Genomic DNA, 12,673 nt, shown 5'->3' on the forward strand with positions numbered 1-12,673 from the left:
TTCGTCGCGCCCGGGCGGTGGGCGCGGGGGAGCGGCCGGTGCGGCGCCGCTCGCCCGGCTCGGTCAGAGCTTGCGCAGGACCGCGGTCACCTTGCCGAGGACGGTGGCCTCGTCGCCGGGGATCGGGTCGTAGTTGGCGTTGTGCGGCACCAGCCAGACGTGGCCGTCCTTGCGCTTGAAGGTCTTCACGGTGGCCTCGCCGTCGATCATGGCCGCGACGATGTCACCGTTGTCGGCCACCGGCTGCTGGCGCACGACCACCCAGTCGCCGTCGGCGATCGCGGCGTCGATCATGGAGTCGCCTGAGACCTGGAGCAGGAACAGCGTGCCCTCGCCGACGAGCTGCTTGGGCAGCGCGAAGACGTCCTCGACGCGCTCCTCGGCCAGGATGGGGCCGCCGGCGGCGATGCGGCCCACCAGCGGCACGAACGCGGCCGTGGGGCGGGTCACCAAAGGCTCCTCCTCGCCCGGGCCGACCGGGTCGACCCAGAGCGCGGGCTCGCCGGGCAGGCGGACCTCCAGCGCGCGCGGACGGTGCGGGTCACGGCGGAGGTAGCCCTTGCGCTGCAACGCCGTGAGCTGGTGGGACACACTGGAGGTGCTGGTCAGCTGGACCGCCTCGCCGATCTCGCGCATCGACGGCGGATAGCCGCGCTGCTGCACCGAATCGCGGATCACCTCAAGGATCTTGCGCTGCCTCGGGGTGAGGCCCAAGGAGTCACGCCTGCGCACCGCGAGGTCGGTGACGACCGCGCCGCTCTCGTCTTGCTCGTTCATAGTCAACTCCTCCTCGCCGGGCGTCCCCGGACGCGCCGCCACATCAACGCCATGCCCGCCCGGCCGGCCGCCCGTCCGTGTTCCCGATGTCGCACACAGCGACAATAACGCCGTTCAAGATCGTCATCAAACAACTGTTCGAGATAATCCGAACGTGGTCGCCGGTCGGCGCATGACATCGTACGGGAGTTCGATCGATATCGTGTTCGACTTTCGCGATCTTACGCGGGTGAGGCGGGAAAGTCGATCACTTGAGCGATCTCGGTCTGATGCGTCCCCCTCTCCGGTGCTCCGGGCCCGGAGGGGGAGTCGGCGGCGCCGCGCGGCTGCGACACGCCGGTGCGGGGGTCGTTCCCCCTGATCGGCGGGGGGTTCGCGATCCGGGGTGCCGCCGACTTGCGTTCATGGTGCGGCACTCCTACGGTTGGACCACAACATCTAGTACTTACACCGTTGTCGGTAACCCATAGGTTGTGTTTCCGTCGGCGCACTGTGGGCACCCACAGTGCGCGCGCATGCCTATTTCGGTTAATCCGGAATGGGCCCGCGAGCGTGGGGCGAATACGGAAACATGGGGCGGACTTTCCTCGGGGTCGACCCGGGGAGGCCGCATTCACGAGGGTCCGGCCGGGGTGGCCGGTGGGAATCGCGAGAAAACGGAGGCGACACGTGCATTGCCCATTCTGTCGTCATCCAGACACCAGGGTGATCGACAGCCGGTCGACCGAGGACGGCGCGGCGATCAGGCGGCGCCGCACGTGTTCACAATGCGGGCGCCGGTTCACCACCCAGGAGACGGTGTTGCTGATGGTGAGCAAACGCAGCGGCGTGACCGAGGCGTTCTCCCGGGACAAGGTCATCGCCGGCGTGCGCCGCGCCTGCCAGGGCCGTCCCGTCGGCGAGGACTCCCTGGCGCAGCTCGGGCAGCGCGTCGAGGAGAGCATCCGCGCGACGGGCTCGGCCGAGATCGCCTCCCACCAGGTCGGGCTGGCGATCCTCGGGCCGCTCCGCGAGCTCGACGAGGTGGCCTACCTGCGGTTCGCCTCCGTCTACCGCGGCTTCGAGACCCTCGCCGACTTCGAGGAAGAGATCGAGCAACTGCGCGCCTCCCGGGGCGCGGACCAAGACTGAACACTTCAGACACGACCAACACGCCCGGGGAGTCCGGAGGCCGTCGGACGCCGAGGATCTCGCCGGGCGCCGGCGCCGGGGGATGTGCGCGGCGCGCGGATGTGTTCCGACATTAGGGCTCCACGGGGTCCCGGAAGGGGAAAGATCATGACGGAGACGGTGAGCGGCTCAGTGGGGCGCGGGGGCAAGCGGGCCTCCAAGGGCCTGAAGATCAGGCGCATCCACACCACGCCCGGCGTGCACCCGTACGACCAGGTGCGCTGGGAGCGCCGCGACGTCGTCATGACCAACTGGCGGGACGGCTCGATCAACTTCGAGCAGCGGGACGTCGAGTTCCCCGACTTCTGGTCGGTCAACGCCGCCAACATCGTCACCACGAAGTACTTCCGCGGGGCCGTGGGCACCCCGCAGCGCGAGACCGGCCTGCGCCAGCTCGTCGACCGGGTCGTGGGCGTCTACACCCGCACCGGCCGCGAGAACGGCTACTTCGCCTCCGAAGAGGACGCCGAGATCTTCGACCACGAGCTGAAGCACGCGCTGATCCACCAGATCTTCAGCTTCAACTCGCCGGTCTGGTTCAACGTCGGCACCGCCTCCCCCCAGCAGGTCTCGGCGTGCTTCATCCTCGCCGTGGACGACCAGATGGAGTCCATCCTCGAGTGGTACAAGGAGGAGGGCATCATCTTCAAGGGCGGGTCCGGGTCGGGGGTCAACCTCTCGCGCATCCGCTCCAGCAAAGAGCTCCTGTCCAGCGGAGGCACCGCCAGCGGCCCGGTGTCGTTCATGCGCGGCGCCGACGCCTCCGCGGGCACCATCAAGTCGGGCGGCGCCACCCGCCGGGCGGCCAAGATGGTCGTCCTCGACGTCGACCACCCCGACATCGAGGAGTTCATCGAGACCAAGGCCCGCGAAGAGGACAAGATCCGCGCCCTGCGCGACGCCGGCTTCGACATGGACCTCGGCGGCAAGGACATCGTGTCCGTCCAGTACCAGAACGCCAACAACTCCGTGCGCGTCTCCGACGAGTTCATGCGCGCCGTGGAGGCGGGCGAGGGCTTCGGGCTGCGCGCCCGGCTGAGCGGCGAGGTCATCGAGCGGGTCGACGCCAAGGCGCTGTTCCGCAAGATGGCCCAGGCGGCGTGGGAGTGCGCCGACCCCGGCGTGCAGTACGACGACACCATCAACGACTGGCACACCTGCCCGGAGACGGGGCGCATCACCGCCTCCAACCCGTGCTCGGAGTACGTCCACCTGGACAACTCCTCCTGCAACCTGGCGAGCATCAACCTGCTCAAGTTCCTGCGCGAGGACGACACCTTCGACGTCGAGAACTTCGTCAAGACGACCGAGCTGATCATCACCGCGATGGACATCTCGATCACCTTCGCCGACTTCCCCACCGACAAGATCGCCGAGACCACGCGCGCCTACCGCCAGCTCGGCATCGGCTACGCCAACCTCGGCGCGCTGCTGATGGCCACCGGCCACGCCTACGACTCCGAGGGCGGTCGCGCCGCCGCCGCGGCGATCACGAGCCTGATGACGGGCGTCTCCTACCGCCGCAGCGCCGAGCTCGCCGCGATCGTCGGCCCCTACGACGGCTACAAGCGCAACGCCGATGCCCACAAGCGCGTCATGCGCAAGCACGCCGCCGCCAACGACGGCCTGCGCGGCATGGACTCCCTCGACAAGCCCGTCCTGGCCGAGGCGACCCGCCAATGGCAGGACTGCCTGCGCCTCGGCGAGAAGAACGGCTACCGCAACGCCCAGGCGTCGCTGCTCGCGCCCACCGGCACCATCGGCCTCATGATGGACTGCGACACCACCGGCATCGAGCCCGACCTCGCCCTGGTCAAGTTCAAGAAGCTCGTCGGCGGCGGGTCGATGCAGATCGTCAACCAGACCATCCCTCGCGCGCTGCGCAAGCTCGGCTACCAGCCCGAGCAGGTCGAGGCCATCGTCGAGTACATCGCCGAGCACGGCCACGTGATGGACGCCCCCGGCCTGCGCGCCGAGCACTACGAGGTGTTCGACTGCGCCATGGGCGAGCGCGCCATCGCGCCGATGGGCCACGTCCGCATGATGGCCGCCACCCAGCCGTTCCTGTCGGGCGCGATCTCCAAGACCGTGAACCTGCCCGAGTCGGCCACCGTCGAGGACATCGAGCAGGTCTACCTCGAAGGCTGGCGGCTCGGCCTGAAGGCCCTCGCGGTCTACCGCGACAACTGCAAGGTCGGCCAGCCGCTCTCGGTCGCCAAGAAGACCGACGACGCCAAGGACGTGTCCGAGGCGAAGGCCGCCGAGCCCGTCGTGCAGGTCATCGAGGTGCCGCGGCCGCAGCGCCGCCGCCTGCCGAACCAGCGTCCGAGCACCACGACCCGCTTCACGGTCGGCGGCGCCAAGGGGTACATGACCGCCTCGTCCTACCCCGACGACGGCCTCGGCGAGGTCTTCCTGAAGATGTCCAAGCAGGGGTCCACCCTCGCGGGTGTCATGGACGCCTTCTCGGTGGCGATCTCGGTGGGCCTGCAGCACGGCGTCCCGCTGGACACCTTCGTCAGCAAGTTCATCAACATGCGGTTCGAGCCGGCCGGCATGACCGACGACCCGGACGTCCGCATGGCCGCCTCGGTGGTCGACTACATCTTCCGCCGCCTGGCCCTCGACCACCTCCCGTACGCCGAGCGGGCGGCCCTCGGGGTCTTCTCGGCGGCCGAGCGCGCCGCCCAGCAGCGCGGGGAGGACCCGGGCGCGGTCCAGGAGGTCATCATCGACACCGCGGAGCTGGCGCAGTCGGCCCCCATCGAGGAGAAGCCGGTCGCGCCGGCCCCGGCCGCCGGGCCGGGCGCCCGCGAGAACGGCGCGGCCCCGGCCCTGGAGAGCCACCAGGGCCGTACGGCGGACGCCCCGCTGTGCCTGACCTGCGGCACCAAGATGCGTCCCGCGGGAAGCTGCTACGTCTGCGAGGGCTGCGGCAGCACCAGCGGCTGTAGCTGACGGCGGCGTCCCGGCTCCGGCCGGGACCGGGCGGGGGCGGCGGGCCGAGGGTCCGCCGCCCCCGCGCGCGACGCGCCCGGTGAAAGGCGTTTTCCTGGGTAGTCCAGGCGTCATGTCACCTACGGTCGCGGTCATCGCTCACAAGAAGAAGACGCTCGGCGCCGGGCTGGACCGTCTGCGCGTGCTGATCAGCGAGCAGGACGTCGGCGAGTTGCTCTGGTATGAGGTGCCCAAGTCCAAGAAGGCGCCCAAGCGGGTGCGGAAGGCGCTGAAGAAGGGCGCCGACCTGGTGTTCGTCTGGGGCGGCGACGGCATGGTGCAGCGCTGTTCCGACGTGATGGCCGGCTCGGGGGTCCCGATGGCGATCCTCCCGGCCGGCACGGCGAACCTCTTCGCACGGGACCTCGGCATCCCCATCGACCTGGAGGAGGCCGTGCGCCTGGGCTTCCAGGGCCGGCGCAGGAAGCTGGACCTGGGCGAGCTCAACGGCGAGCACTTCGCCGTCATGGCCGGCGCCGGCTTCGAGGCCGAGATGATCGCCGACGCCGACGGCGGCAGCAAGGGCCGGCTCGGGCGCCTGGCGTACGTGAGCGCCGCGGTGCGGCACGTCGGCGGGCCGCTGGTGCCGATGACGGTCAAGGTGGACGGTGTCACCTGGTTCGAGGGCAAGGGGAGCTGCCTGCTGCTCGGCAACATCGGCACGATCACCGGCGGCATCCGCGCCTTCGACGACGCCCGCCCCGACGACGGCTGGCTGGAGGTCGGCGTCTCCACGGCGCAGGGCCCCATCCAGTGGGCGCGCGTGCTGGGCCGCATGACCGCGGGACGCAGCGATGAGTCGCCGTTCGTCCGGATCACCCGGGCGAGAGAGGTGACGGCCGAGTTCGGCGCGCCGCTCATGTACGAGCTGGACGGCGGCGACCGCGAGCCGGTCGACCGGCTGAAGGCGCGCGTCGTGCCCGGCGCGCTGACGGTCTGCGTCCCGGAGGACACACCGTAGGCGTGCGGGTGCCCGGGTGGTGTGCTGCGGCCGGCGGACGTCCCCGGCCGCAGGCCCCCGCGACGTCACTCGTGCAGAGGGAGCCGCCTGGTCAGCGCGGTGACACGGCCGCGCGGGCCGAAGACCCCGACGGCGACGAACTCGACCTCCTCGCCCGGCGTGGCGGCCAGGTCGGCGAGATAGACCTCGTAGTCCCTGGCGCGCCGGGCCACCTCGTTGAACCCGACGGTGATCAGGTCCTCGTCGGCCCCGGCCTTGGCGTGCAGGTCCGCGAGCTCGGCGGGCGTGGCCGTCAGGACGGGCACGGGGTGGGGGTTCAGCCCGGCGTGCCGGACGCCCGAGGCGTCCTCGCCGTCCCTCGCCGGCGGGTGCGGCAGCCGCGCCCCCAGGCTCAGCCCCACCACGGCGGCGGCGTTCACCGCCAGGGCCTGTGGAAGCCCGGCGCGGACGACCAGCACCAGCTTGGTCGGCAAGCTCATCATCAGTCCTTCCGAACGGTTGACCATCACCGCAGAACCTAGTCATGCGAACGCCCGCACCCCCGCCTTATCGAACGAACGGCCGGAGATGCTGCCAGAATGCCGCGCATGGACGAACTTGATTCGGAGATCATCCGTCTTCTCCAGACGGACGCCCGGCAGTCCAACCGCGAGCTGGCCCGGCAGCTCGGTGTCGCCCCCTCGACCTGCCTGGAACGCGTCCGCGCGCTGACCCGGCGCGGGGTGATCCGCGGCTACCACGCCGAGATCGAGCTCGGCGCGCTCAACCGCGGCGTCCAGGCCATGGTGTCGGTCCAGGTCCGCCCGCTCAGCCGTTCGGTGATCACCACGTTCAAGGACTCGGTGAGCAGGCTCCCCGAGGTGCTCAGCGTCTTCGTCCTGGCGGGCGGCGACGACTTCCTGCTGCACGTGACCGCGCAGGACCTGGACCACCTGCACGCCTTCCTGCTCGACCGGCTCAGCCAGCGCAAGGAGATCGTCGGCTTCCGCACCTCGGTGATCTTCCAACGGGTGCACAACACCGTGCTGAGCCGGCTGCCCGACGTCGCGGCCGAGGGCTGAGCGGAGCGCGATCACTACACTGGGCCGTCGGGGAGGTGAGGCGGGTGGGCCGCTGGATCGAGGTCGCCGACCAGGTCTGGGTGCGCCGTCACACCGAGCTGGACCTGTCACTCGGCCTCGTCGTCGGCGAGCGCGCCTGCCTGGTGGTCGACACCGGCGCCGACGAACGGCAGGGCGCCGGGTTCGCGGCGGCCGTCCGCGAGCTGACCGGGCTGCCGTGGTCGGTCGTGCTGACCCACGCGCACTTCGACCACGCCTTCGGCACGGCGGCGTTCGCCGGCGCGGCCGTGTGGGCGCACCCGGGCTGCCGGGCCGAGCTGGCCGGCGGCGCGCGGGAGCAGCGGACGACGTGGGCGGCGTACTACCGCGCGAAGGGCGACCCCGAGGCCGCGGCCCGCATCGAGGCCGCGCGGATCGTGCCGCCGGACCGGCCCGTCGAGGACACCGCCGAGATCGACCTCGGCGGCCGTGTCGTGCGGCTCCTGCACCCCGGCCCCGGCCACACCGGCCACGACCTGGTGGCGCACGTGCCGGACGCGGCCGTGCTCTTCGCCGGGGACCTCGTCGAGCAGGGCGCCCCGCCCTCCTTCGACGACTCCCGCCCGGCGGCCTGGCCCGCCGCGGTGGACCGGCTACTGGACCTCGGGGCCCGCACGGTGGTGCCCGGGCACGGCGAGCCGGTGGACGCCGCGTTCGTGACCCGGCAGCGCCACCAGCTCGCCGAGGTCGCGGCGCTGTGCCGGGCCGTGGCCGCCGGCGAGATGACGGCGGACGACGCGCTCGCGCGCTCGCCCTACCCCGCCGAGTTCACCACCGAGGCGCTGCGCCGGGCCGCCGCGTCCGCGTGACGGCCCCCGGCGGGCCGAAGGCGATCAGGGCCGGGGGCTACTCCTCGTCCGAAGCCTCCGGCCCGGCCGCAGACGGGGAAGCGATGTCCGGGCCGGCGCCCAGTGCCCCGCCGATCGCGGCGATGTCCGGCGCGACCCGCACGCCCGAGCCGTCGCGCCGCCCGATCTCGGACGGCAGCTCCACCGGCCTGCCCGTCGAGGACACGGCCTTGACCGGCGCGGGGCCCGCCCAGGCCATCACCAGGACGTCCTCGCCCTTGAGGAAACGCTGGGCGCGGACGCCGCCGGTGGCCCGGCCCTTGGGCGGGAAGTCGGCGTAGTCCGACACCTTGCCGCCGCCCATGCCCGTGCCGGGCAGCGCCGAGGCCGACCCGGCGATGGTCAAGACGCGGGACTCGCGGGAGGGATCGACCACTCCGTACCAGATGACCTTGGCGCCGTCGCTCAGGCGGATGCCGGCCATGCCCCCGGCGGGCCGTCCCTGCGGGCGTACCGAGGACGCCGGGAAGCGCAGCACCTGGGCGTCGGAGGCGATGAACACCAGGTCATGGTCCTCGGAGGTGAGCTCGACGGCGCCGACCACGGCGTCGCCGGGCTTGAGGCCGATGACCTCGAAGTCGTCGCGGTTCACGGGATACTCGGGCACGACCCGCTTGACCATGCCGTGCGCGGTGCCGAGCGCGAGCCCGAGCCCTTGGGGGTCGAGGGAGCCGAGGCCCACGACCTGCTCGCCGGGGTTGAGCGTGACGTACTCGCTCACCGGATGGCCGCCGGACAGGGACGGGGGAGCGGCCGTGGACGGCAGCGCGGGCAGGTCGAGCACCGAGACGCGGATCGCGCGCCCGGCGGAGGTGATCACGCCGACCTCGCCCCTGACCGTCGAGCGCACGACCGCGACCAGCACATCGTGGGCCGAGCGTTCCTCGCCGGCGCCGAGCGGGACTGCGTCGCCGGTGCGGGCGAGCAGGCCGGTCGAGGACAGCAGCACCAGGCAGGGGTCGTCGGCGACCTCCAGCGGCATGGCGGCCGCGCTGACGGCGCTCGCGCCGTCCTCCAGCAGGACGGTGCGGCGCGGGGCGCCGTAGGTCTTGGCGACGTCGGCGAGCTCGCCGGACACGACCCGGCGCAGCTTGTCCTCGGAGGAGAGGATGGCGGCGAGCTCGGCGATCTCGTCGTTCAGGGTCTGGCGCTCGCGGTCCAGCTCCAGCTTGTCGTAGCGGGTGAGGCGGCGCAGCGGGGTGTCGAGGATGTAGACGGCCTGGGTCTCCGACAGGTCGAAGATCTCCATGAGGCGGGAGCGCGCCTCGGCGGAGTCCTCGGAGGAGCGGATGACCTGGATGACCTCGTCGATGTTGAGCAGCGCGACGATGAGGCCGTCCACCAGGTGCAGGCGCTCCTCGCGCCGGCGCATCCGGTGGGCCGACCTGCGGCGCACGACGTCGATGCGGTGGTCCACGTAGACCTGCAGCAGCTCGCGCAGGCCGAGCGTGCGGGGCTGGCCGTCGACCAGCGCCACGTTGTTGATGCCGAACGTCTCCTCCATGGGAGTCAGGCGGTAGAGCTCGGCGAGCACGGCCTCGGGGTGGAAGCCGTTCTTGATCTCGATGACCAGGCGCAGGCCCTTGTGCCGGTCGGTGAGGTCCTTCAGGTCGGAGATGCCGGACAGCCTCTTGGAGGTCACCAGCTCCTTGATCTTGGTGATGACCCGCTCGGGGCCGACGTTGAAGGGCAGCTCGGTGACGACGATGCCCTTGCGCCGGGGGGTGACCTGCTCGACGGTGGCCTTGGCGCGCATGCGGAACGTGCCGCGGCCGGTCTCGTAGGCGTCGCGCACACCGGACAGGCCGATGATCGTGCCGCCGGTCGGCAGGTCGGGCCCGGGGACGAAGCGCATCAGCTCGTCCAGCGTGGCCCCCGGGTTCCTGATCAGGTGACGGGCGGCGGCGATGACCTCGACGAGGTTGTGCGGCGCCATGTTGGTCGCCATGCCGACCGCGATGCCGGCGGCGCCGTTCACCAGGAGGTTGGGGAAGGCGCTCGGCAGGACCGTCGGCTCGGTCTCCTGGCCGTCGTAGTTCGGCTTGAAGTCGACGGTGTCCTCGTCGATGGACTGCACCATCAGCATGGCCGCGGCGGCCAGGCGCGCCTCGGTGTACCGCATGGCGGCGGGCAGGTCGTCGGGGGAGCCGAAGTTGCCGTGCCCGTCCACCAGCGGCAGCCGCATAGAGAACGGCTGCGCCATGCGCACCAGCGCGTCGTAGATGGCGCTGTCGCCGTGGGGGTGAAGCTTGCCCATCACGTCGCCGACGACGCGCGAGGACTTCACGTGCCCGCGCTCGGGCCGCAGGCCCATCTCGCTCATCGAGTAGAGGATGCGGCGCTGGACCGGCTTGAGGCCGTCACGGGCGTCGGGGAGCGCGCGCTGGTAGATGACCGAGTACGCGTACTCGAGATAGCTCGTGCGCATCTCGGTCGCCACGTCGATGTCGACGATGCGTTCCTCGAAGTCTTCCGGCGGGGGCGTGGTGGTGCGTCGGGCCATATCGAACATTGTGCCGAAGCTTGGAGGTGCTCCGCGACCCGAAGCGCTTTTGCGTCCGTACGACGGCAGGCGCGGCGGCGTCGGCCGTTTGGACGTCTCCGGCATGGATAAGGCTCATGCGTTCGCGCCGGGGTCGCCCCGGCCGCGGTCGTGGAGGTGACCGGCGATCGCTTTTTGGTAGTGTCGCCATCGAACGAAGGAGTGCCCATGAGCGAGATCGCACGGATGTACGGCGTCGTCCTGGACTGCCCGGACCCCCAGGCGCTGGCCGCCTTCTACTCGGCCGTGCTCGGGTGGAAGGTCGTGGACGACCGGCCCGACTGGGTCAGCATCGACGGGGGCGGGGACTACAAGCTGTCCTTCCAGCGCGCCGAGGACTTCAGGGCGCCGGTGTGGCCGTCGTCCGACCACCCCCAGCAGATGCACCTGGACCTGGTCGTGGACGACCGCGAGAAGTCCGGCGCCCAGGTGGTCGCCCTCGGCGCGGTCGAGCACTCCCACCAGCCGGGACGGGACTTCACCGTCTACCTCGACCCGGCGGGCCACCCCTTCTGCCTCTGCGACGACTGAGGGGCCGGCCGGGCCCGGCGCCCGTTCAGGCGGCGGGCGTCGAGCCCCCCGGGCGGGGGAAGCGGATCACGTTGCGGCCCGTGTACGCCTGCAGGTGCACGATCGTGGACTCGACCTGGGACTCGGAGGACGGCTCGCGGTGGTGCGCGGAACGGATGTCGCGCACCTTGTGCCGTGGTACGTAAGCGGGTACCGCCGCCAGCCTCTTCATCGAACCCCCCGCCGTGACGCATTCGTTATCGAGATGTCTACAGATGTGATCGTAAGACCATCGTAAAGATCGCGGCCGGCCGTCAGTAGGGCAGGGGGCGCCCCGACGGGGACCTCAGGTCCAGGGACGCCGCCGTCTCGGTGCGGCGGTTCGTGCGCGGACGGGCGATTCTGATGCGCCTCATCGACGGCTCCTTCCCTCTGCGGGGTGCCGGTGTCCCCGAGCACACTATTTCTCCGCGACGTTGACGTCTTCTCATTAACGGCTTGCAGCCCCCGCGCGGCCCGCGGTCGTCGCCGTTCCCCTTCCCGGGCCCGCGCCGGTGCCGTTACGCTTGGTGTTCCCTTGACCACGGAATGACTTCGGCGTCGGTCCCGCGCCGGTGAGTCAGGTCTGGCCGGGTGTCCGCGAGGGAGCCTCATGACCAGAATGATCGACATCGACCCGTCCGAGTCGCCGCGCGCCCGTTTCGCCTACGAGCTGCGCCGCCACCGTCTCGCGGCGCGGCTCACGCAGAAACAGCTCGCCCGGAGGATCGGCTTCTCCACCAGCGCGGTGGCCATGGTCGAGACCTCCAAGTTCCGTCCCTCCGAGCGCTTCGCCGAGCTGTGCGACGAGGCGTTCGGCCTGGACGGCGTGGTGACCCGCCTGTACGCCGAGGTCTGGCCGCCCCCGCCCCCCGTCCCCGCCCACTTCCGCGCCTGGGCGGTCGAGGAACGGCGCGCCACCGCCCTGCGGTTCTGGGCGCCCATGCTCGTCCCGGGCATGCTGCAGACCGAGAACTACGCGCGGCGCGTGCTCTCCCGCCTGCCCGGGGCCACGGAGCAGGAGGTCGAGCAGCGCCTGTCGGCCCGCATGCTCCGGCAGGCCGTGCTGTCCCGCGACGACGGCCCGGTCATCACGGCGCTGATCGACGAGGGCGTGCTCCACCGCCCCGTCGGCGGGCCCGCGGTCATGCGCGAGCAGCTCACCCACCTGGTGGCGATGATGCGCCACCCCCGGGTCACCGTCCAGATCGTGCCCTACGGCGCCGAGGCCCTGTCGGGACTGAACGGCGCCTACTCCATCGCCGAGATGCGCGGCAACCCGTACATGGTGCGCGTCGAGTCCCAGCCCTGGGGCCGCACGCTCTCGGAGAGGGGCCTGATCGCCGACCTGGTCAAGGGCTTCGACGCCATCCGCGCCGACGCCTACCCCCAGCACCTGTCCATCGTGATGATCGAGGAGACCATGAGGGGTGAATGGACCTGACCCAGGGGATCGGATCGGGGCGTTCGATTTCTCGCCGGGATATCGGCCCGTGCGCCGTTCCGCGGAGGTATCGACGTGGTGGGCCGGCCGGTCCCCTTGACGGTGCGATCGCCTCTTTGAGCGCCTGGTGGACTTTTCTGATGAAGTGAGGTCATGAGCCGTTCAGCCGGTGCTGTCGTACGGGCCGTGAGCTGCCCGGCTCCGGGGCGACGCGGCGCCTGCTCCGGGCGCGGCGGCGGTGGGCGCCGTGCGTTCGGCTCCGCGTGAGCGGGTAAAAAGCCGGTC

General features: G+C 71.2%; 11 protein-coding genes. 7 read left to right on the forward strand and 4 right to left on the reverse strand.

The features are described 5' to 3' along the window. Nucleotides 1-63 precede the first annotated feature (63 nt). Nucleotides 64-777, reverse strand: coding sequence for a transcriptional repressor LexA (lexA, locus tag BJ981_RS28740; protein ID WP_184616565.1), 714 nt, complete (start codon nucleotides 775-777; stop codon nucleotides 64-66). 669 nt (nucleotides 778-1,446) lie between these two features. Between lexA and nrdR the strand changes: the two genes are divergently transcribed. The 3 genes from nrdR (at nucleotide 1,447) to BJ981_RS28755 (ending at nucleotide 5,905) form a co-directional block, all read left to right on the forward strand. Continuing rightward, the gene (gene nrdR / locus BJ981_RS28745) at nucleotides 1,447-1,908 is read left to right on the forward strand and encodes a transcriptional regulator NrdR (RefSeq protein WP_184616566.1); all 462 of its coding nucleotides are present in this window, start codon (nucleotides 1,447-1,449) and stop codon (nucleotides 1,906-1,908) included. A gap of 147 nt (nucleotides 1,909-2,055) precedes the next feature. Beyond that, entirely contained in the window at nucleotides 2,056-4,905 is a 2,850-nt protein-coding gene (locus BJ981_RS28750) for a vitamin B12-dependent ribonucleotide reductase (protein WP_184616567.1), read from the forward strand. 112 nt (nucleotides 4,906-5,017) lie between these two features. Continuing rightward, nucleotides 5,018-5,905, forward strand: a complete 888-nt coding sequence (locus BJ981_RS28755; protein WP_184616568.1) for a diacylglycerol/lipid kinase family protein — start codon at nucleotides 5,018-5,020, stop codon at nucleotides 5,903-5,905. A gap of 65 nt (nucleotides 5,906-5,970) precedes the next feature. On the opposite strand, the gene BJ981_RS28760 is transcribed toward BJ981_RS28755, so the two are convergent. Then, entirely contained in the window at nucleotides 5,971-6,384 is a 414-nt protein-coding gene (locus tag BJ981_RS28760) for a DUF2000 domain-containing protein (protein ID WP_184616569.1), read from the reverse strand. A 108-nt stretch (nucleotides 6,385-6,492) separates the two neighbouring features. On the opposite strand from BJ981_RS28760, the gene BJ981_RS28765 reads away from it, so the two are divergent. Then, nucleotides 6,493-6,966 (forward strand): Lrp/AsnC family transcriptional regulator, encoded by a 474-nt coding sequence (locus tag BJ981_RS28765; RefSeq protein ID WP_184616570.1) that lies wholly within the window; start codon nucleotides 6,493-6,495, stop codon nucleotides 6,964-6,966. A 44-nt stretch (nucleotides 6,967-7,010) separates the two neighbouring features. Continuing rightward, a complete protein-coding gene (locus tag BJ981_RS28770; RefSeq protein WP_184616571.1) occupies nucleotides 7,011-7,814 on the forward strand; it encodes an MBL fold metallo-hydrolase in 804 nt (267 codons plus the stop codon). A gap of 37 nt (nucleotides 7,815-7,851) precedes the next feature. On the opposite strand, the gene BJ981_RS28775 is transcribed toward BJ981_RS28770, so the two are convergent. Then, the gene (locus tag BJ981_RS28775; protein WP_184616572.1) at nucleotides 7,852-10,356 is read right to left on the reverse strand and encodes a DNA gyrase/topoisomerase IV subunit A; all 2,505 of its coding nucleotides are present in this window, start codon (nucleotides 10,354-10,356) and stop codon (nucleotides 7,852-7,854) included. Between the two features lie 207 nt (nucleotides 10,357-10,563). On the opposite strand from BJ981_RS28775, the gene BJ981_RS28780 reads away from it, so the two are divergent. Then, on the forward strand, nucleotides 10,564-10,926 hold the full coding sequence (locus BJ981_RS28780; RefSeq protein WP_184616573.1) for a VOC family protein: 363 nt from the start codon (nucleotides 10,564-10,566) through the stop codon (nucleotides 10,924-10,926). A 25-nt stretch (nucleotides 10,927-10,951) separates the two neighbouring features. On the opposite strand, the gene BJ981_RS28785 is transcribed toward BJ981_RS28780, so the two are convergent. Then, nucleotides 10,952-11,092, reverse strand: a complete 141-nt coding sequence (locus tag BJ981_RS28785; protein WP_239139558.1) for a hypothetical protein — start codon at nucleotides 11,090-11,092, stop codon at nucleotides 10,952-10,954. A 465-nt stretch (nucleotides 11,093-11,557) separates the two neighbouring features. Here BJ981_RS28785 and BJ981_RS28790 point away from each other — a divergent pair, with 465 nt between their 5' ends. After that, the gene (locus tag BJ981_RS28790) at nucleotides 11,558-12,388 is read left to right on the forward strand and encodes a helix-turn-helix domain-containing protein (protein WP_184616575.1); all 831 of its coding nucleotides are present in this window, start codon (nucleotides 11,558-11,560) and stop codon (nucleotides 12,386-12,388) included. The last annotated feature ends 285 nt before the right edge of the window (nucleotides 12,389-12,673 follow it).

Origin of the sequence: Sphaerisporangium krabiense (genome assembly GCF_014200435.1) — a bacterium.
GTDB lineage: Bacteria > Actinomycetota > Actinomycetes > Streptosporangiales > Streptosporangiaceae > Sphaerisporangium > Sphaerisporangium krabiense.

Bases quoted from the DNA above. Each gene is read 5' to 3' on its own strand.
- lexA (WP_184616565.1), bottom strand. From the start codon at position 777: ATGAACGAGCAAGACGAGAGCGGCGCGGTCGTCACCGACCTCGCGGTG.
- BJ981_RS28750 (WP_184616567.1), top strand. From the start codon at position 2,056: ATGACGGAGACGGTGAGCGGCTCAGTGGGGCGCGGGGGCAAGCGGGCC.
- BJ981_RS28755 (WP_184616568.1), top strand. From the start codon at position 5,018: ATGTCACCTACGGTCGCGGTCATCGCTCACAAGAAGAAGACGCTCGGC.
- BJ981_RS28760 (WP_184616569.1), bottom strand. From the start codon at position 6,384: ATGAGCTTGCCGACCAAGCTGGTGCTGGTCGTCCGCGCCGGGCTTCCA.
- BJ981_RS28765 (WP_184616570.1), top strand. From the start codon at position 6,493: ATGGACGAACTTGATTCGGAGATCATCCGTCTTCTCCAGACGGACGCC.
- BJ981_RS28775 (WP_184616572.1), bottom strand. From the start codon at position 10,356: ATGGCCCGACGCACCACCACGCCCCCGCCGGAAGACTTCGAGGAACGC.
- BJ981_RS28780 (WP_184616573.1), top strand. From the start codon at position 10,564: ATGAGCGAGATCGCACGGATGTACGGCGTCGTCCTGGACTGCCCGGAC.
- BJ981_RS28790 (WP_184616575.1), top strand. From the start codon at position 11,558: ATGACCAGAATGATCGACATCGACCCGTCCGAGTCGCCGCGCGCCCGT.